We start from the raw sequence: 17,735 nt of genomic DNA on the forward strand, positions 1-17,735 counted from the left end.
CGCTGAGAGCGGCAAAAGACCGAAAGCGCCTTGCCTTGCGCCGTGGTGGCTCTGCGCGAGACCTGCTTTTCTCTTTGGAACCATCACTTTGGAAGCATCATGGATCGTCGGCGTATTGCCGTCTGTCTGGCGGGCGCCGCGGCCTTCGTGCCGCTCTATTCACCGCAATCGCTGCTGCCGTTGCTGCGCGGCTGGGTGGGCCACGACGCATTTCTGGCCGGCCTGATCATTTCGGCTGGCACGTTCGGTGTGGCGGTTGCCGCGCCGTTCATTGGCTTGGTCGCCGACCGTCTGGGCCGTCGACGCGTCATCGTTCTCGCCAGTTTTTCGGCGGTGGTGCCCACCGTGCTTGCCGCGCTGTCGCCGAGCGTGCATTGGTTGATCGCCTTCCGCTTTCTCGAAGGGCTGAGCCTGCCGGCAATCTTCGCCGTCACGGTGGCCTATGTGAACGAGGAATGGCAAGCGCACGAGGCACGTGCGGTCACCGGACTGTATGCGGCCGGCACGATCACGGGTGGTTTTTCGGGACGCTTCCTGTCCGGTGTGGCCGCCGAATTTCTGGGCTGGCGCTTCGGTTTTGTCGCGCTGGCGCTGACGCAGCTGCTGCTGGCGGTGCTGATCTGCCGCTGGTTGGCGCCAGACAGGCCTCGCCTGCCGCGCCCCGCCGGCACGCAGCCGAAACTGTGGTCCCTGTTGCGCATGCCGCAGTTGCGCAGCGCCTATGCAGCGGGTTTCAGTCTGTTGTTTGCCCTGGTCGCCGGTTTTACCTACATCTCGCTGCGCCTGGCGGAGCCGCCGTTCGATCTGGGGCCGGGGGGGCTGTCGATGATTTTCACGGTCTATCTGGTTGGCGTGACGATCACGCCGGTGTCCGGTCGGCTGCTCAATGCCTTCGGTCATGCTCGGGTGCTGTCGGGCGCCTGGACCGTTGCCGTGGCCGGACTGGTCCTTACGACCCTGCCTTGGCTGACGGCTGTGGTGCTGGGTCTGACCCTCTTCTCCGCAGGTCTGTTCGTGGCGCAGATCACGGCGACCAGTTTTGTCGGAGAAGCCGTGCCGCAGGCGCGCGGCGCAGCGATCGGGCTCTACGTGACCTGCTATTACCTCGGCGGCAGTGTTGGTGGCATTCTACCGGCGCCGCTGTGGGCACACTTCGGCTGGCCGGGCGTCGTCGTCCTGATTGCTGTGACCGCCGCCTTGTCGGCCCAGCTCGGTCGGCGCGCATTCCGTGTTCCGCAACCCGCCCGTGTCGCAGGAGAAACACAATGAGTCGCTTGCAGGCCGAAATCCTTCCGGTCACCGCGTTTCAGCAGAACTGCTCGCTGGTCTGGGACGCACAAACCATGCAGGGAACGCTGGTCGATGCCGGCGGCGATCCGGACCGGCTGCTGGCTGCAGTGGCCGCGCGCGGCGTGAAACTGGAGAAGCTGCTGGTCACCCACGGTCATCTCGACCACTGCGGTGTCGTCGCGGAACTCGCGGAGCGGCTCGGTCTACCGATTGAAGGCCCGCATCGTGATGATGCGTTCTGGATCGAGTCGATGCCGCAGCTGGCGCAGCAATACGGCTTTCCGCCCAGCCGCAGCTTCGTGCCGGATCGCTGGCTCGAAGACGGTGACCGTGTTCAGCTGGGCGGGCTCGACTTCGACGTGATCCACTGCCCCGGCCATACGCCGGGACACGTTGTGTTTCATCACGCGCCGTCGCAACTCGCTTTCGTCGGCGATGTGCTGTTTCAGGGTTCGATCGGCCGCACCGACTTCCCGCGCGGAAACCATCAGGATCTGATCGACTCGATCCGCAACAAGCTGTTCCCGCGTGGCGACGAGATCCGGTTCGTGCCGGGACATGGACCGATTTCCACATTCGGCCAGGAGCGGCGCAGCAATCCCTATGTGGCGGATTCGGTTGTCGGCACGTAGGCGCTGACTGCGAAGCGGGAATGCCGGCACCCCGCGCGACCGCGCGCTGAGGCCTGCGGTGGTGGCGAGTGTTCCGGGATCGTGCGAACGGGGCCATGCCGCAGCAGATTCATTCTGCAGGGTGCGCTTGTGGCATGGCCCTTGGACACGCCGAGACGTCTCAGCCGCCGTTGCGGCGCTTCTCCAGCATTTTGCGCAAATCCTCTTTCTTCTGCTCGCAGGCTTCGGGGTCGGCTTCGCAATCGGCACGGGCCTGCTCGGCGCGATCACGCAGCCTGGCCTTGCGTTCCTCGCAGTCCTGCGGGTTTTCCTCGCACCAGGACTGAAGCTTTTCGCGGCGCGCTTCGAATTTTTCCTTTTTGGCCTCGCAGGCTTCGGGGTCGGCTTCGCAGTCGGCCTTGATCTGCTCGGCACGATCCATGAATTTCTCGCATTTTTCTGGATTTGCTGCGCACATCGCCTCGATATCCCCGCGCGCGGGCTTCTCTGCGGCCTGAATCTGGCTGGCGAACAGCAGGGTGACGGCCAGCAGCAGGGTCTTTTTCATGTTCGTGAACTCCAGGATTGTGGGGGGAGGATGAGCCTACCGGGAAAACGCTGCACGGCGCTCGCAGTTGACATCCCTTGCCCGCTGGGCGCTGGCGCAGGACAATACGCGGCCATTTTTGTCGCTGCCGCTTGCTGCGGCGACCGTTGCCCACCCGGACCCGCGTCTTGAAATCCAGCCGCCTCGAACTCGCCAATGCCATCCGCATGCTGTCCGTGGATGCCGTCCAGAAAGCCAATTCCGGGCACCCGGGCATGCCGATGGGCATGGCCGACATCGCGGAAGTTCTGTGGAACGATTTCCTGAAACACAACCCGGCGGACCCGAAATGGCCAGACCGTGATCGCTTCGTCGTTTCCAACGGCCACGGCTCGATGCTGCTCTACAGCCTGCTCCATCTGAGCGGCTATGCGCTGAGCATGGAAGACCTCAAGGCCTTCCGGCAGTTCAAGTCCAGGACGCCGGGGCATCCCGAAGCGCATGTCACGCCGGGCGTGGAAACCACCACCGGCCCGCTGGGGCAGGGCCTGGCCAATGCCGTGGGCATGGCGATCGCCGAATCGGCGCTGGCGGCGCGGTTCAATCGTGAAGATTTCACGATCGTGGACCACTACACCTACACCTTCGTCGGCGACGGCTGCCTCATGGAAGGCATCTCGCACGAGGCCTGTTCGCTGGCAGGCACGCTGGGCCTGAAGAAGCTGGTGGTGTTCTACGACGACAATGGAATTTCGATCGACGGCGAGGTCGAAGGCTGGTTCGGCGACGACACCCCGGCCCGTTTCGAGGCCTACGGCTGGCAGGTGGTGCGCAACGTCGATGGCCACAACCCGGACGAAATCCGCAAGGCAGTGGATACCGCGCGCAAGTCCGATGTGCCGACGCTGATCTGCTGCAAGACCGTGATCGGCTGGGGCAGCCCCGGCAAGCAGGGAACCTCCAAGGTTCACGGTGCTGCGCTGGGCGCGGACGAAGTTGCCCGGGTTCGCGAAACCCTGAAGTGGACGTACCAGCCCTTCGAGATTCCGCAGTCGGTCTACGAGGGCTGGGACGCCAAGGCGCGCGGCGCAGCGTCACAGGAATCCTGGACGCGGTTGTTCGAGGCCTATTCCCGGGAGTTCCCTGATCTGGCAGCCGAGTTCTCGCGTCGCATGAGTGGCGCGCTGCCGCCGGACTGGTCAGAGACCGTGCTCCAGCTACTGAAGACGGCGCGTGCGCAGGACAAGCCGATCGCTTCGCGCAAGGCATCCAATCTCTCGATCGGCATCATCGCGCCACGCCTGCCGGAGATCATCGGCGGTTCGGCGGACCTGGCCGAGTCCAACCTCACGCACTGGGACGGTGCGGTGACGCTGCAGCCGCAGCGCGTGGTCGGCAACTACATCAACTACGGCGTGCGCGAGTTCGGCATGGCAGCGGCGATGAACGGCCTGGCGCTGCACGGCGGTTTCATTCCGTTCGGTGGCACCTTCCTCACGTTCTCCGATTACGCGCGCAATGCGATCCGCATGGCGGCGCTGACCAGGACCCGCGCGATCTACGTGTTCACGCACGATTCGATCGGTCTGGGCGAAGATGGTCCTACACATCAGGCGGTCGAGCACGCGATGAGCCTGCGCATCATCCCGAATCTGGAAGTGTGGCGCCCTGGCGACACCTTCGAAACGGCAGTGGCCTGGAAGCTCGCGGTGGAACGCAGTGACGGCCCCAGTGCATTGTTGCTGTCACGCCAGAATCTGGACGTGCAGGCGCATGACGAGGATGGCGAAGATTTTGTGGCGCGCGGCGCTTATGTGCTGCGTGATGCCGAGGCGCCAGCGGCAGTCCTGATCGCCACCGGCTCGGAAGTGGCCTTGGCGATCAAGGCGGCTGACGGCCTGGCTGACAAGGGCGTTGCGGTACGCGTCGTGTCCATGCCCTGCGTCGAGCGTTTCCTGCGGCAGCCGCGGACCTACCGCGAAACCGTGTTGCCGCCGACGCTGCGCAAGCGTCTGGCACTGGAAGCGGGCGTCAGCGTGTTCTGGCGTGGCCTGGTGGGAGATGAGGGCGATGTGATCGGCGTGGACAGCTATGGCGAATCCGCACCGGCGGCGGACGTGTTCCGCCACTTTGGCTTCACCGTCGAGAACGTCGTGTCTCGCGTGCAGGCCCTGCTGAGTTGAGTGTGGCGCGCCCCCGCGGTGCGTAACGCAGACCCGTGACAAAGACCCAAGCTCAAAAGACAGAGGAATCTGAAGATGACAGTGAAAGTAGGTATCAACGGCTTCGGCCGCATTGGCCGCAACGTTCTGCGCGCCGCGGTTCAGAACTTCGGCGACGACATCGAGGTGGTTGGCATCAACGACCTGCTGGAGCCGGATTACCTGGCCTACATGCTGTCCTACGACTCCGTGCATGGCCGCTTCAAGGGCGAGGTCGCCGTCGAGGGCGGGAATCTGCTGGTCAACGGCAAGACGATCCGCCTGACTGCCGAGCGTGACCCGGCCGCGCTGAAGTGGGGCGAAGTCGGCGCCGAGGTGGTGATCGAGTCCACCGGCATCTTCCTCACCGCCGAAGGCGCGCAGAAGCACATCGACGCCGGCGCCAAGAAGGTGATCATGTCGGCGCCGTCCAAGGACGGCACGCCGATGTTCGTCTACGGCGTCAACGACAAGACCTATGCCGGCGAGGCGATCATCTCGAATGCCTCCTGCACCACCAACTGTCTGGCGCCGCTGGCCAAGGTGCTTCACGACAAGTGGGGCATCAAGCGTGGTCTGATGACCACCGTGCACGCCACCACCGCCACCCAGAAGACGGTGGACGGCCCGAGCCAGAAGGACTGGCGCGGCGGCCGTGGCATCCTCGAAAACATCATTCCCTCGTCCACCGGCGCCGCCAAGGCGGTGGGTGTGGTGATTCCCGACCTGAACAAGAAGCTCACCGGCATGTCGTTCCGCGTGCCGACCTCCGACGTGTCGGTGGTCGACCTGACCGCCGAGCTGGAAAAGGAAGCGAGCTACGACGAGATCAAGGCCGAGATGAAGGCACAGAGCGAAGGCGCCCTCAAGGGCATCCTCGGCTACACCGAGGACAAGGTCGTGGCCACCGACTTCCGCGGCGACGCCCGCACCTCGATCTTCGACGCCGAAGCCGGCATCGCGCTCGACAAGACCTTCGTCAAGCTCGTGAGCTGGTACGACAACGAATGGGGCTACTCCAACAAGTGCCTGGAAATGGTACGTGTGGTCGCCGCCAAGTAATCGGCCGAACCGAACCGGACCCCTCCCACGCGGAGGGGTCTTTTGATTCAAGGGAACCCTTATGAAATTTCTCCGTCTCGCAGACCTCGACCTCCAGGGCAAGCGCGTCTTCATTCGCGCCGATCTCAACGTGCCGCAGGACGACGGCGGCGCGATCACCGACGACACCCGCATCCGTGCCTCCGTCCCCGGCATCCAGCTGGCGTTGGACAAGGGCGCAGCGGTGATGGTCACCAGCCACCTCGGCCGCCCCACCGAGGGCGAGCTGAGCGACAAGGATTCGCTGGCGCCGATCGCCACGCGTCTGTCCGAGTTGCTGGGCCAGGAGGTCAGGCTGATCAAGGACTGGGTCGACGGCGGCTTCTCGGTCGAGCCCGGCCAGGTGGTGTTGCTGGAGAACTGCCGCGGCAACAAGGGCGAGAAGAAGAACGACGCGGCGCTGTCGGAAAAGATGGCCAAGCTGTGCGACGTCTACGCCAATGATGCTTTCGGCACCGCACATCGCGCCGAAGCGACGACTCAGGGCATCGCGCTGAAGGCGCCGCTGGCCTGCGCCGGTCCGCTGGTTGCGCAGGAGCTGGAGGCGCTCGGCGCCGCGTTGCTGGACCCGAAGCGGCCGATGGTGGCCATCGTCGGCGGCTCCAAGGTGTCCACCAAGCTGACGATACTCGATTCGCTGTCCGAGAAGGTCGACAACCTCGTGGTCGGCGGCGGTATCGCCAACACCTTCATGGCCGCCGCCGGCCTGCCGATCGGCAAATCCCTGGCCGAGAAGGACCTGGTCGACGAGGCCAGGCGCATCATGCTCAAGATGGGCGAGCGCGGTGCCACCGTGCCGATTCCGGTCGACGTGGTGGTGGCCAAGGAATTCTCGGCCAGCGCCGAGGCGACGGTGAAGAAGGCCGCCGATGTCGCCGAGGACGACATGATTCTCGACATCGGTCCCGAAACCGCGCAGCAGCTTGCGAGGATCATGAAGGACGCCGGCACCATCGTCTGGAACGGACCGCTCGGCGTGTTCGAGTTCGAAGCCTTCGCCAACGGCACGAAAGTGCTGTCCGAAGCCATCGCCGAATCCGACGCGATGTCGATTGCCGGCGGTGGTGACACCGTGGCGGCCATCGCCAAGTTTGGCATTACCGACAAAGTGGGTTACATCTCGACCGCTGGCGGCGCCTTCCTGGAGTTTCTGGAAGGCAAGACCCTGCCGGCCATCGCGGCGCTGGAACAGCGCGCAGGCTGATCGCCTCATGGACGAACTGTGCATCGTCACCACCGGCGGCACCATCGACAAGCTGTATTTCGACGACAAGTCGGATTACCAGATCGGAGCGCCGCTGATCGACCGCATGTTGCACAAGCTCGGTGTGGCGTTCCGCTACACCGTGGTTCCGCTGCTGCGCAAGGACAGCCTGCACCTCACCGATGAGGATCGCGTGGCGATTCGCGAGGCGATCGCCGCGCAGCCGGCGCGTCACGTCCTGGTGACGCATGGCACCGACACCATGGTGGAGACCGCGCAGGCCTTGGCTTGCCTTGGCGATCGCACCATCGTGCTGACCGGTGCGCTGAGCCCGGCACGCTTTCGCGAGTCGGATGCCGAATTCAACATCGGCACTGCCGTGGGCGCGGTGCAAAGCCTGCCGCCCGGCGTCTACATCGCCATGAACGGCCGTGTCTGGGACCCGAAGAAAGTGCGCAAGAACGTCGCCGAAAACCGGTTCGAGGCCTTGTAATGAGCCACCTGCGGAACGCACCGCCGCGACTTGCGGCGATGCGTTCCTTACAACTTCAGAGTTTCATGCAGTTGGCGTAGTAGCTGACGCTCGCCGGCCAGTCCGAGAACACGCCGAGTACGCCGATGTCGCGGCCCAGCACGTCCAGCACCTCGTACATGTCGCCGTCCTTGTTCATCGCCTCGCTGACGCTCTGGTAGTAGTACTGGCGGCCTTCTTCGACCAGATTCTCGATCGGTCCGGCGCGCTCGAAGCTCCAGGCGATGATGTCGAGCCCGGCCAGCCTGGCGTAGATCGCATAGTCCGAAGGCGCGATCCTGCCGCTTTCGTCGAGCCTCACCAGCGCGAAGATCGGCGGCGCGACGATGCGCACGCCCTGCGCGGCGAGGTTCTGGAAATCCTCCAGGCTCGGCTCGAAGGCTGGGTCGTCGACGCGGCCATCAAGGTACACTGCCTGCCGGCCGTACAGCGGATCGGCCTGCTGCCAGAACAGCACGTCGTCCAGGTTGAAGGACTGCGGGAACACCTCCCGCGGACCCACGCCGGCGGCCTTGTACTCGTCGATCATCTGCTGCGCATAGGCCTGTTGCGTGTAGTCGCCCTGGTAGGGCATGGCAACCGAGGGCGCCTTCAGTTCGGGCGTCATCTTCACGCCGAGCTGCTTGAACAGGGCGATGCTCTCGGCATGCGTCATCAGCGTGCCGCTGCCGCTGTACAGATCGGTGCGCCAATCCGGCGTGCCATCCAGGTACTGCGCCACTGTGCTTGCATCGGGGTTGCTGGCCTCCATCTTGCCGCGCAGCGTCCGGAATTCCTGCAGCGTGATGTCACTGGTGCAGCACTGCGCGGAGGCGGTCTTGATGCGTTCGCCGCTGATGGGATCGAATTCGGCCGGCGAGAACGGTTCGCTGCATTTCGCGGCCAGTTCGGGCTTGGCGAGGATGTCGGTGGTGGTGTGCAGATCGCACTGCGAGTGACGGCAGACCAGCTCCCGGTCCGCGGTGAAGCTCACATCGCATTCGAGTATGCCGGCGCCCATGCGTGCCGCGGCCTCGTAGCCCTCGCGGGTGTGCTCCGGAAACTGCAAGGGTGCGCCGCGATGGCTGATCGAAAAATCGGATTTGTAGAAGGGGCCGCTTGTGCACTGTTCGAGCGCGTCCTTGAGTTCGCCCTCGTCCATGTCCTGGACCAGATAGAACGGACGCGGTCCCAGCTGCACCGCATCGCGGGCGCGGCCGTGGTTCTTGCCGTCCGCGCCACGTTCGCCCGCGCTCGCCGCGCAGGCCATCAGCGTACACAGGCCTGCCAGGGCCGCCATCTTGGCACTCGCTCTCATCGCTCTCTCCATCGTGTCAGGCCTTTCGGCCCCGGGGGGAGCAAAAGTGTGCGCGGTCCGCTTTAGAGCAATATGACGAAGCACCAGGCGGCTTGCCGGAGGGCTCAGGCGGCCAGCGCCGCCTCGATGGCTTTGAGCAGCTTGGGATCGTCCGGCGGGGTATCTGGTGCGAAGCGGCCGATCACCTGGCCGTCACGGCTGATCAGGAACTTCTCGAAGTTCCACATCACGTCGCTGTCCTCCTTGGGCAGCAGCTTGTGCTGCGCCAGCTTGTCGCGCAGCCCGCCGTTGCTGGACGGCTCGGCGGCCGGTTGCGCTTCGATCAGCGCAGCGTAAAGCGGATGGCGCGGCTGGCTGTTGACATTGAGCTTGCCGAACATCGGAAACTTCACACCGAAGTTGCTGGAGCAGAAGTCCTGAATCTCCGACTCGCTGCCCGGTTCCTGCGCGCCGAAGTCGTTGCAGGGAAAGCCCAGCACCACGAAGTCGCGGTCCTGATAGCGCTCGTAGGTTTTTTCCAGGCCTTCGTACTGCGGCGTCAGGCCGCATTTGGAAGCGACGTTGACGATCAGGGCGACCTTGCCCTGGAACTCGCCGAGGCTGGTGTCCTTGCCGTCGATTGATTTCAGCGGAATGTCATAGAGCGAACGGTTCATGTCGATGTCTCCTTTGATTGTCAGGCGGCGGCGCATGGGACTGGTCGGGCCTGTTCAGTTTAAACGCCAGCAGAGGCGTCTGCGCGACGACAGCCGCTACGGCCGATGGCTTGCAAGTCCGCAGCCTTGCCCCCATGTTGACGATCTCCGGTGCCATCGCGCCTTGATCGGGAGACCTGCAAGATGATTCGTTCGGCTCGTTTGTTTGTGGGCTTGCCGCTCGTGTTACTGAGCCTGTTGCTCTCCGGTTGCGGTTACAACGCGATCCAGCGCCAGGAAGAGGCGGTGAACGCGGCCTGGTCGGAAGTGCTCAATCAATATCAGCGACGCGCGGACCTGGTGCCCAACCTGGTCAACACCGTGAAGGGCTACGCCAGGCAGGAAAAGGACGTGCTGACCGAAGTCACCGAGGCGCGCTCGCGTGTCGGCAGCATTCAGGCGACGCCCGAGCTGGTCAACGATCCCGAGGCCTTCAACCGCTTCCAGCAGGCGCAGGGGCAGCTGAGTTCGGCGTTGTCGCGGTTGCTGATGGTGTCCGAGAACTATCCTCAGCTCAAGTCGGACACGGTGTTCCGCGATCTGCAGGCGCAGCTCGAAGGCACCGAGAACCGGATCACCGTGGCGCGCAAGCGCTATATCGATTCGGTGCAGGAATACAACGTCACCATCCGTTCGTTTCCGACGAATCTGACGGCGAAGATGTTCGACTACAGCACCAAGTCCAACTTCAGTGTCGAGAACGAGGCCGAGATTTCACGTCCGCCGGCGGTCGATTTCGGCACGGGCGAATAAGTGCGCGGGATGCGCCTGCTGTGCGTCGCCGTGCTGGCCGCCGTCTGCTCGGTAGCGATGGCGCAGACGTTCGAGGTGCCGGCGCTGAAGGCGCATGTCACCGACCGGACCGGGACGTTGTCGTCCAGCGAAAAATCCGCCCTCGAAAGCAAACTGGCCGCCTTCGAGCGCGAGAAGGGTAGCCAGATCGCCGTGCTGATGGTGCCGAGCACCGGCGATGAAACCATCGAGCAATACGGCATCCGCGTGGCCGAGCGATGGAAGCTCGGCCGCGAGGGCGTGGACGATGGCGCGATCCTGATCGTCGCCAAGGACGACCGCAAGTTGCGCATCGAGGTCGGCTACGGACTCGAAGGCGCGTTGCCGGACGTGACCGCCAAGCGCATCGTCAGCGAGGTGGTGACGCCGTACTTTCGCGATGGCGATTTCTATACCGGCGTCTCGTCCGGCGTGGATGCGATGATCGCCGTGGTACGGGGCGAACCGCTGCCGCAGCCCAGGGAGCGTGCCCAGCGGCACGGCGATCCGGCGATCATGGCACTGGGCACCATGCTGATCTTCGGCACCGTGATCGGTTCGATGGTCGCCGCCGGCTCGACCAAGCGGCGCGGCGGCGTGGTTGGCGCCTTGGTGGCCGGAGGGCCGGCCGCGTTGCTGATTTCCCCGGTGGCGGGTGTCAGCGTCGCGGTGTTCGCCATATTGCTGGTGATGTTCCTCGGCGGCGGCGGCGGCGGCGGCGGCGGTGGTCGTGGTCTCGGTCGCCGGCGGAGCGCGCTCTATTACGGCGGCTTCGGCGGTGGAGGTGGCGGTTTCGGCGGCGGCGGATTTTCCGGCGGCGGTGGCGGTTTTGGTGGCGGTGGTGCCTCGGGAGGTTGGTGACGTGAACACCCTGCAACGTGCCTGGCGGCATGCGGTGACGGCTCGCCTGAGCCTGCGGCGGCATTTCACGCCAGCCGTACTTGAAACCATCGAAGCCACGGTGCGTGCCTGTGAAACCCGTCATCCCGGCGAGATCCGCTTTGCGGTCGAAGCCGGTCTGAGCCTGGTTGACGTCTTCGCCGGTCTCGGTCCGCGCGAGCGCGCCGAGGACCTGTTTTCGGCGCTGCGTGTCTGGGATACCGAGCACAACAATGGTGTGCTGATCTACGTACTGATGGCCGACCGCAAGATCGAGATCGTGGTTGATCGCGGAGTGGCCGGCGGGCATGTGCCGCAGAGCGAATGGGATGCCTGTGCCGAGGCCGCTTCGCGGGGCTTCCGCGCCGGCCAGTTCGAGCAGGGGGCGGTAGCGGTGATCGAGTCAGTGAGCTCGGTGCTGGCGAAGTACCCGCCGGGCAGCCCCGGCGTGCGGCCCGATGTCGGCGACGAGCTGCCAGATTCACCGGTGGTGCTATAGACTGACCGGCATCCGCATTCTCAAAGCGCAAAGCGAGGGTCAATCCGTGCGTTTCGAAGGTACCGAAAACTACGTCGCCACCGACGATCTGACGATGGCGGTCAACGCCGCCGTGACGCTGTCCCGCCCGCTGCTGGTCAAGGGCGAGCCCGGTACCGGCAAGACCCAGCTGGCCAAGGAAGTGGCCGCTTCGCTCGGCATGCCGTTCTTCGACTGGCCGATCAAGTCCACCACCAAGGCCCAGCACGGACTCTACGAGTACGACGCGGTCAGCCGCCTGCGCGATTCGCAGCTCGGCGAGGAAAAGGTCAAGGACATCGGCAACTACATCGTCAAGGGACGTTTGTGGGAATGCTTCGAGGCGCAGCAGCGCCCGGTGCTGCTGATCGACGAAATCGACAAGGCCGACATCGAGTTTCCGAACGATCTGCTGCGCGAGATCGATCAGATGGAGTTCTACGTCTACGAGACGCGCCAGACCATCACCGCGAGCAATCGGCCGGTCATCATCATCACCTCGAACAACGAGAAGGAATTGCCGGACGCGTTTCTGCGCCGTTGCTTCTTCCACTACATCCGCTTTCCGGATCGCGAGACGATGCAGAAGATCGTCGACGTGCACTTCCCGGACCTCAAGAAGCAACTGCTGAAAGAGGCGATGGAGGTGTTCTTCGGCCTGCGCGAGCTGCCCGGCCTGAAGAAGAAGCCTTCGACTTCGGAACTGCTGGACTGGCTCAAGCTGCTGATGGCCGAGGACATTCCGCCGGAAACCCTGCGCGAGGCCGGCGTCAAGAAATCGCTGCCGCCGCTTTATGGTGCGCTGCTCAAGAACGAGCAGGACGTGCACCTGTTCGAGCGCCTGGCGTTCATGGCGCGCCGCAGCTGATCGCGCGCCGGACCGTTTTCAGCGCGCGCCGCCGTCGGCCGCCTCCACGGTCACCGTGCAGGTCATGCCGGCGCTGAGCTGCAGCGCCTCGGGCACTTCGTCCAGCGCGATTCGCACCGGAATGCGCTGAGCCAGCCGCACCCAGTGGAAATTGGGGTTCACGCTGGACAGCAGCCCTTGGTTCTCGGTGTCGGCGATGGCGCGCGCGACGCTTTCGACATGGCCGCGCAACGGCGGCCCGCCGCCCAGCAGGCGGATGCGTACCGGATCGCCCGGACGCACATTCTGGATCTTGCTTTCCTCGAAATAGCCGTCCACGCGAAACGAGTGGCGGTCCACCAGTGCCAGCAGGGCCTCGCCGGTGTGCCCGTAGTCGCCGGCCTGCACGTTGAGATTGGTGATATAGCCATCCACCGGCGCGTGGACCTCGGTTCGCTCCAGGTTTAGTTGCGCTGCGGCCAGTTGGCTCTTGGCCTGCGCCACCTGCGCCTGCGCCGCCGCGGCCGCGGCCAGAGCCGCCTCGCGGTCTTCGCTGGATACGACTTCGCGGTCGAGGTGGGCACGGCGCCTCGATTGCGCCTGTTTTTGCGCCCGTTCGGTGATCGCTGCGTCCAGCGCCGCCTGCGCCTGTTCGACCGCGATGCGGTAGGGCTCCCGGTCCACGGTGAACAGCAGATACCCGGTGCTGACGTCCTGGTTGGCGTGCACCGCAACCCGAGTGATGCGCCCGGAAACATCCGGCGCCACGCCGATGACATCGGCGTGGACGCGCGCGTCGCGCGTCCACGGGCTGTGGAAGTTGCGGTTCCAGAGCGCGTAGGCGGCGATCGCGGTGACGCCGACCACCAGCAGTGTCAGGGCGACGCTCAGTGATTTTTTCAACATGGTGCTTACCTCGAAAACAGCAGCAGCCCGAACACGCTGAACATCAGCACGGTGACGCTGATGCGAAACAGCGAGGGATGCCAGACGTTGCGAAAGAAGCCGCTGCGCGCCAGCGCGCCGTCCAGCAACCAGGACAGCCCGCCGGCCAGCAGCAGCAAGGGAATCAGCGTCGGAAAGACGATGCCGAACAGTTCGAGTTCACGCGGCATGGGCGGGCTCCGGCAGGGGGGCAACTTCGTTGGCGGTGTGCGCCCGCCATTCGCGCAGGCTCAGGTGCAGCAGGCGCAGGGCGGCGACGGTGCGCGCGTCGTTGCGCCCGGCGCGGCCCTGCAGTTGGTCTTCGATGGCCTGCAGCACCGGGTCGATGTGGCGCGGATTTTCGAACGCGGCGGGCACCAGCCTGAACAGTGGTGAATCGCCAGCGTTCTGCTGACGCAGACGCAGCAGGGCGAAACCGGCCTCCAGCACGGTGAGGCCGGCGTCGAGCTGGCGCCGGCGCGCTTCGACGTCGGCGCCGAGGCGCGGGGTGATTTGGGTGATCAGGTCGGCGACGCCGCTTTCGAAGGCATGCCGGGCACGCTCCGGTGTGTCGCTGACGGTCGTGCGCAGCTGGCGCGGCAATGCCCGTTGCAGGCGGGCCGTGACCCAGGCCGGTCCGGGCAAGGGCAGCGCGGTATAGGCGAACGCCGAAAAGGCGAAGCCGGCAAAGGTGGCGACAATGCGGTTGGCGAAGACGGCGACGTCGTATTGCATCGGGTTGGTCAGCGAGATGCCGGTCAACAGCATCAGCATCGCGCCGAGGCCGCGCGTCGAGGTCGCCGGTCGTGCGATCCAGGAACAGAACAGCAGCAGCGGCGGCAGCTGTGCGGCGGCGAGTTCGGCGTAGCCGTCCAGCCGCGGCACCACGAACAGATACATCGGCACCGTGAACACCGCGCCGATAGCGAAGCCGATGGCGACACCGCGTATGCCGGACATCGGGTTGGGCATGGTGGCGAACAGCGCCGGGAACACGCAGACGAGAATGAAGGCGTTGAAGCCATCGGCCCAACCGGTCTGCATCCAGAACAGGCCGGTGAGGACGATCGCCAGCATGCAACGCAGGCCGGCGACGGCCGCCACCAACGGATCGGTGCGCGGCGTCGGCGCTGGCGCCTCATCGGCACGCAGTCGCCGCGGATTGCGCAATTGCGCGTAGGTGTCGAGGTAGCGGCTCAGGTCCTGCGCAAACCAGTGCAACAACTGCAGGCCGGCTTCGAACTCGCGCAGTTCGTCGGCGCTGCCGCCGGGGGGGCCGAGACGTTGCCGTGCCAGCGCCGCGTGCCGGTTCCACTGCGATAACCAGGCGCCAAAATCACGCGCCACCGGCGCGGCCTCTGCGGCGGTGCGCGGCACTTGCCCGGCTCCGGTTTCCAGTTGCGCCAGCAGTTGGTCGGTGAGCGGGTGCAAGGCGGCCACCACCCGCGTCCGCTCGCGGGCCAGCAGGTCTTCGCGCAGGCGGTAGATGGCGTGCAGCGCGGTGCTGGTCGCCGTGAACTCGCCGTTGAGGCGACGCAGGCGGCTGCTGCGGATACGGCTCTCCGCATCCTCGAAATAGGCGGCGCCACGCACGGCTTCCAATGCGACGATGCTATGCAGGATGTGGTCCTGCTGTTGCTGTACCTGCTGGCGCGGCCGTACTTCGCTGAGCACCGCCCGCGCGTAGTTGAGGAATTCGGGGAGGCGCCGGCGGATGCTGCCGACCAGTTCCACCGCGGCCGAGCGCGGCAGGATGGTGGCGTTGAGCACAGTGCCGCAGAGCAGGCCAAGCGCGACGGCGCTGACTCGGTCCACCGCGATTTGCAAGGCCGAATCCGGTGCGATGAAGGCAGGGTAGCCGACGATGCAGGCGGTGTAGCCGGACAGGACGAAGGCGTAGGCGCGGAAGTTGCGCAGTTTCTGCGACCAGGCCGCGCAGACGCCGATCCAGGCGGCCAGGCCGATCAGGAAGAACTCGCGCTGCTGCGCGAAGGCGGCCACCAGCAGCAGGCCAACTGCGCCGCCGAACAGGGTGCCGGTGAGCCGGTAGAAGGCCTTTTCGATGACATAGCCGCTCTGCGGCAGGGCGACGATGGTGACGGTGATGGCGGCGCTGCTGGGGCTGTGCAGGTTCAGCCGGAAGGCCAGCCACAGCGCAAGCAGGCAGCCGCTCGCGGTGCGCAGCGCGAACAGCCAGTGCTCGCGCTGTTCGCGCCAGACTTCGGCGATGTCTGCGGGCAGGGCGCGACGGTCGGTCATTGCGGCGTGCGCGGTACTTGCCCGCCATCGAGGTTGCGCAACTGGGTTTCGAGGCTCGCTTCCAGCAGGCCCAGGCTGGCCTTGTCGAGGCCGGCGTAGCGTTGTTGCCAGGTCGCCCAGATCGGCTTTTGCGCACGGTGCAGCAATTGCTCGCCGGCGGCGGTGAGTTCGATCACCACGCGGCGACGGTCGGTCTCGTCGGGCCGCCGGGTGATGAGTTCGCGCCGCAGCAATTCGTCGCAGATGTGGGTGACGTTGGTGCTGCGCTCACCGGTGGCGCGGGCCAGCTCGGTGGGCGTCAGCGGGCGTTCGCAGGCGGCGTAGGCGAGCACCAGGCATTGGTACATGACGTAGCTGATGCCGTGTGGTTTGAGCGCCGCGGTGCAGCGTTCGGTCATGCGTTTTTCCACCAGCACGGCGGTGCGCGACAGCAGGCCCAGATGCTGGGGGTAGTCGGACTGGCGCTGCTTGAGACTTTGCATGCGCTCGCGCAGGTCGTCGAGATCGCCGAGAGCGTTGGCGGCCTTGGGTTGATCGGGCTTGCTCATGGTGTGTTTCTGCGGGTGGGGGCCGTCGAGGCCAGTCGGGGACCGGCGGAGCTGCCGTCGAAGCCACCGCCGAGCGCGGCGGTCAGGGCCACCGCCGCTTCCATCTGCTGGTAACGCAACCCGAGCAACCGGGTCCGGGCAGCACGCAGCTGGCGGCGCGCGTCGAGCACGTCCAGGTAGTTGCTGAGGCCGGCCTGGAAGCGATCGCGGGCGAGGCTGGCGGTGCGCTCGGCGCTGTCGAGGCGTTGCTGGCGGCTGTCGATCTGCGCCGCCAGGGATTCGATGGTGGAAACCTGGTCCGCAACCTGGTGCAGGGCGTCGACCAGGCTCGCGTTGTATTCGGCGACGGCCTGGTCGTAGCTCGCGCTGCGACCGCGCAGATTGGCGCGCAGGCTGTTGCCGGCAAACACCGGCAGGCTGATCGCCGGGCCGAATCCGGCCTGCAGCGAGTTGGCCTGCAGCAGACTGTCGAGTTTGATGCTGGCGAGTCCGGCGAAGGCGCGCAGGTTGATGTCGGGATAAAAGCGCGTGCGCGCGGCATCCACGTCGCGGGCGTCGGCTTCCACCGTCAGGCGCCGCGCGACGATGTCCGGGCGCCGGCCGAGCAGGCCGGCCGGCAGGTCCGCCGGCAGCGCCGCTGCGGCCTGAACGTTCAGTTGCGGCGGTTCGAGCGCATCGGCGTCGCCGGGGCCGGCCCCGGCCAGGGCCGCCAGTTGGTGGCGCAACAGCTCGATCTGCAGGTCCACGGCCTGTCGCTGCGCCTGAAGGTCCGGGATCTCGCCACGGGCACGTTCCACGTCGAAGTCGGTGCCGATGCCGGCAGCGAGTTGCTGGCTGGCGATGTCCAGGCCGTGGCGGGCGTCGGCGAGCTGATCCTGCAACTGGTGGCGCAGTGCGAATTGCAAGGCGAAACGCAGATAGCTGTCGACCACCGCGGATTGCAGCGCGAGCCGCGCGGCCTGCAATTCGCAGGCGACCGCCTGCTGCCGGTCCAGCGCGCCCTCGACGACATAGTCCTCGCGATGCCACAGATCCAGGTCACGGCTGACATCGGCCATGACCTCGCTGTTCCAGAAGAAAGTGCCGGCGGCTTCCGGCGGGATCAGCACATTCTCCGAGTAGCGCATGCGGTCGAAGGACGCGCCCACGGAATAGTCGTTGCCGGTGGCGGCGCGGGCGGCGGCGGTGGCGGCGGTGGCGGCGCGCAGACGTGCGCGTGATTCGGCCAGGGAAGGGTTGCCGACCACGGCCCGGTCCACCAGCGCATCAAGTTGCGGGTCACCGTAGCGTTTCCACCACTGCTGCTGCGGCCACTGCACGGCGTCCGACTGTGCCCGGCTCAGGTCCTGACCTGCGGACAGTTGCCGGATCGACGCCGGCTGCGTTTGCGGCGCAATGCCCTGCATGTCTGCGCAGGCCGCGAGAATCGCCGCCAGTACCAGCGGTGCCAGGCGGCAGACCCTCATTCGAGCCAGTTCCATATAATCCATAATTAGATAATAGCCTAGGCAA

18 protein-coding genes are annotated in these 17,735 nt (G+C 65.6%); 10 read left to right on the forward strand and 8 right to left on the reverse strand.

The genetic code is table 11. The features are described 5' to 3' along the window. The first annotated feature begins 99 nt into the window (after positions 1–99). Both RM530_RS04950 and RM530_RS04955 read left to right on the forward strand, forming a co-directional pair. On the forward strand, positions 100–1,269 hold the full coding sequence (locus RM530_RS04950) for an MFS transporter (RefSeq protein WP_311364104.1): 1,170 nt from the start codon (positions 100–102) through the stop codon (positions 1,267–1,269). Then, entirely contained in the window at positions 1,266–1,922 is a 657-nt protein-coding gene (locus RM530_RS04955) for an MBL fold metallo-hydrolase (protein ID WP_311364105.1), read from the forward strand. Before RM530_RS04950 ends, RM530_RS04955 begins: the two co-directional genes overlap by 4 nt. 160 nt (positions 1,923–2,082) lie before the next feature. Here the strand turns inward: RM530_RS04955 and RM530_RS04960 are convergent, their stop codons facing one another. Next, the gene (locus tag RM530_RS04960; protein ID WP_311364106.1) at positions 2,083–2,469 is read right to left on the reverse strand and encodes a hypothetical protein; all 387 of its coding nucleotides are present in this window, start codon (positions 2,467–2,469) and stop codon (positions 2,083–2,085) included. Between the two features lie 167 nt (positions 2,470–2,636). On the opposite strand from RM530_RS04960, the gene tkt reads away from it, so the two are divergent. The 4 genes from tkt to RM530_RS04980 all read left to right on the forward strand — a co-directional run bounded on the left by tkt (position 2,637) and on the right by RM530_RS04980 (position 7,447). Further along, positions 2,637–4,631 (forward strand): transketolase, encoded by a 1,995-nt coding sequence (gene tkt / locus RM530_RS04965; RefSeq protein WP_311364107.1) that lies wholly within the window; start codon positions 2,637–2,639, stop codon positions 4,629–4,631. Between the two features lie 75 nt (positions 4,632–4,706). Further along, the gene (gap, locus tag RM530_RS04970; protein ID WP_311364108.1) at positions 4,707–5,711 is read left to right on the forward strand and encodes a type I glyceraldehyde-3-phosphate dehydrogenase; all 1,005 of its coding nucleotides are present in this window, start codon (positions 4,707–4,709) and stop codon (positions 5,709–5,711) included. Between the two features lie 61 nt (positions 5,712–5,772). Then, a complete protein-coding gene (locus RM530_RS04975; RefSeq protein WP_311364109.1) occupies positions 5,773–6,954 on the forward strand; it encodes a phosphoglycerate kinase in 1,182 nt (393 codons plus the stop codon). Positions 6,955–6,961: 7 nt separating this feature from the next. Then, complete coding sequence (locus RM530_RS04980; protein ID WP_311364110.1) at positions 6,962–7,447, forward strand: asparaginase domain-containing protein; 486 nt, start codon at positions 6,962–6,964, stop codon at positions 7,445–7,447. Positions 7,448–7,502: 55 nt separating this feature from the next. On the opposite strand, the gene RM530_RS04985 is transcribed toward RM530_RS04980, so the two are convergent. Then, positions 7,503–8,783 (reverse strand): glycerophosphodiester phosphodiesterase family protein, encoded by a 1,281-nt coding sequence (locus RM530_RS04985; protein WP_311364111.1) that lies wholly within the window; start codon positions 8,781–8,783, stop codon positions 7,503–7,505. Between the two features lie 104 nt (positions 8,784–8,887). Beyond that, entirely contained in the window at positions 8,888–9,439 is a 552-nt protein-coding gene (locus tag RM530_RS04990) for a glutathione peroxidase (RefSeq protein ID WP_311364112.1), read from the reverse strand. Positions 9,440–9,622: 183 nt separating this feature from the next. Between RM530_RS04990 and RM530_RS04995 the strand changes: the two genes are divergently transcribed. The 4 genes from RM530_RS04995 to RM530_RS05010 are packed head-to-tail and all read left to right on the forward strand — an operon-like array spanning position 9,623 to position 12,513. Continuing rightward, positions 9,623–10,231, forward strand: a complete 609-nt coding sequence (locus RM530_RS04995) for a LemA family protein (protein WP_311364113.1) — start codon at positions 9,623–9,625, stop codon at positions 10,229–10,231. Between the two features lie 9 nt (positions 10,232–10,240). Beyond that, the gene (locus tag RM530_RS05000) at positions 10,241–11,110 is read left to right on the forward strand and encodes a TPM domain-containing protein (RefSeq protein ID WP_311364233.1); all 870 of its coding nucleotides are present in this window, start codon (positions 10,241–10,243) and stop codon (positions 11,108–11,110) included. Between the two features lies 1 nt (position 11,111). Further along, on the forward strand, positions 11,112–11,627 hold the full coding sequence (locus RM530_RS05005) for a TPM domain-containing protein (RefSeq protein WP_311364114.1): 516 nt from the start codon (positions 11,112–11,114) through the stop codon (positions 11,625–11,627). A gap of 16 nt (positions 11,628–11,643) precedes the next feature. Next, the gene (locus tag RM530_RS05010) at positions 11,644–12,513 is read left to right on the forward strand and encodes an AAA family ATPase (protein WP_432276076.1); all 870 of its coding nucleotides are present in this window, start codon (positions 11,644–11,646) and stop codon (positions 12,511–12,513) included. A gap of 18 nt (positions 12,514–12,531) precedes the next feature. Here the strand turns inward: RM530_RS05010 and RM530_RS05015 are convergent, their stop codons facing one another. The 5 genes from RM530_RS05015 to RM530_RS05035 are packed head-to-tail and all read right to left on the reverse strand — an operon-like array spanning position 12,532 to position 17,689. Continuing rightward, positions 12,532–13,398, reverse strand: coding sequence for an efflux RND transporter periplasmic adaptor subunit (locus RM530_RS05015; protein ID WP_311364116.1), 867 nt, complete (start codon positions 13,396–13,398; stop codon positions 12,532–12,534). Positions 13,399–13,403: 5 nt separating this feature from the next. After that, positions 13,404–13,607 carry a DUF1656 domain-containing protein gene (locus RM530_RS05020; protein WP_311364117.1) on the reverse strand — a complete coding sequence of 68 codons (204 nt, stop codon included), beginning with the start codon at positions 13,605–13,607 and terminating at the stop codon, positions 13,404–13,406. Next, positions 13,597–15,675, reverse strand: coding sequence for an FUSC family protein (locus tag RM530_RS05025; protein ID WP_311364118.1), 2,079 nt, complete (start codon positions 15,673–15,675; stop codon positions 13,597–13,599). Before RM530_RS05025 ends, RM530_RS05020 begins: the two co-directional genes overlap by 11 nt. Further along, positions 15,672–16,223 (reverse strand): MarR family winged helix-turn-helix transcriptional regulator, encoded by a 552-nt coding sequence (locus tag RM530_RS05030; protein WP_311364119.1) that lies wholly within the window; start codon positions 16,221–16,223, stop codon positions 15,672–15,674. Before RM530_RS05030 ends, RM530_RS05025 begins: the two co-directional genes overlap by 4 nt. Beyond that, positions 16,220–17,689 carry an efflux transporter outer membrane subunit gene (locus RM530_RS05035; protein WP_311364120.1) on the reverse strand — a complete coding sequence of 490 codons (1,470 nt, stop codon included), beginning with the start codon at positions 17,687–17,689 and terminating at the stop codon, positions 16,220–16,222. The genes RM530_RS05030 and RM530_RS05035 overlap by 4 nt, the downstream gene beginning before the upstream one ends. Positions 17,690–17,735: the final 46 nt, after the last annotated feature.

Source organism: Banduia mediterranea, from assembly GCF_031846245.1.
Lineage (GTDB): Bacteria > Pseudomonadota > Gammaproteobacteria > Nevskiales > Nevskiaceae > Banduia > Banduia mediterranea.

What these genes read in the sequence shown, in the direction of transcription:
- RM530_RS04950 (WP_311364104.1), top strand. Translation starts at nt 100, where the DNA reads ATGGATCGTCGGCGTATTGCCGTCTGTCTGGCGGGCGCCGCGGCCTTC.
- RM530_RS04955 (WP_311364105.1), top strand. Translation starts at nt 1,266, where the DNA reads ATGAGTCGCTTGCAGGCCGAAATCCTTCCGGTCACCGCGTTTCAGCAG.
- RM530_RS04960 (WP_311364106.1), bottom strand. Translation starts at nt 2,469, where the DNA reads ATGAAAAAGACCCTGCTGCTGGCCGTCACCCTGCTGTTCGCCAGCCAG.
- gap (WP_311364108.1), top strand. Translation starts at nt 4,707, where the DNA reads ATGACAGTGAAAGTAGGTATCAACGGCTTCGGCCGCATTGGCCGCAAC.
- RM530_RS04975 (WP_311364109.1), top strand. Translation starts at nt 5,773, where the DNA reads ATGAAATTTCTCCGTCTCGCAGACCTCGACCTCCAGGGCAAGCGCGTC.
- RM530_RS04980 (WP_311364110.1), top strand. Translation starts at nt 6,962, where the DNA reads ATGGACGAACTGTGCATCGTCACCACCGGCGGCACCATCGACAAGCTG.
- RM530_RS04985 (WP_311364111.1), bottom strand. Translation starts at nt 8,783, where the DNA reads ATGAGAGCGAGTGCCAAGATGGCGGCCCTGGCAGGCCTGTGTACGCTG.
- RM530_RS04990 (WP_311364112.1), bottom strand. Translation starts at nt 9,439, where the DNA reads ATGAACCGTTCGCTCTATGACATTCCGCTGAAATCAATCGACGGCAAG.
- RM530_RS04995 (WP_311364113.1), top strand. Translation starts at nt 9,623, where the DNA reads ATGATTCGTTCGGCTCGTTTGTTTGTGGGCTTGCCGCTCGTGTTACTG.
- RM530_RS05000 (WP_311364233.1), top strand. Translation starts at nt 10,241, where the DNA reads ATGCGCCTGCTGTGCGTCGCCGTGCTGGCCGCCGTCTGCTCGGTAGCG.
- RM530_RS05015 (WP_311364116.1), bottom strand. Translation starts at nt 13,398, where the DNA reads ATGTTGAAAAAATCACTGAGCGTCGCCCTGACACTGCTGGTGGTCGGC.
- RM530_RS05020 (WP_311364117.1), bottom strand. Translation starts at nt 13,607, where the DNA reads ATGCCGCGTGAACTCGAACTGTTCGGCATCGTCTTTCCGACGCTGATT.
- RM530_RS05025 (WP_311364118.1), bottom strand. Translation starts at nt 15,675, where the DNA reads ATGACCGACCGTCGCGCCCTGCCCGCAGACATCGCCGAAGTCTGGCGC.
- RM530_RS05030 (WP_311364119.1), bottom strand. Translation starts at nt 16,223, where the DNA reads ATGAGCAAGCCCGATCAACCCAAGGCCGCCAACGCTCTCGGCGATCTC.
- RM530_RS05035 (WP_311364120.1), bottom strand. Translation starts at nt 17,689, where the DNA reads ATGAGGGTCTGCCGCCTGGCACCGCTGGTACTGGCGGCGATTCTCGCG.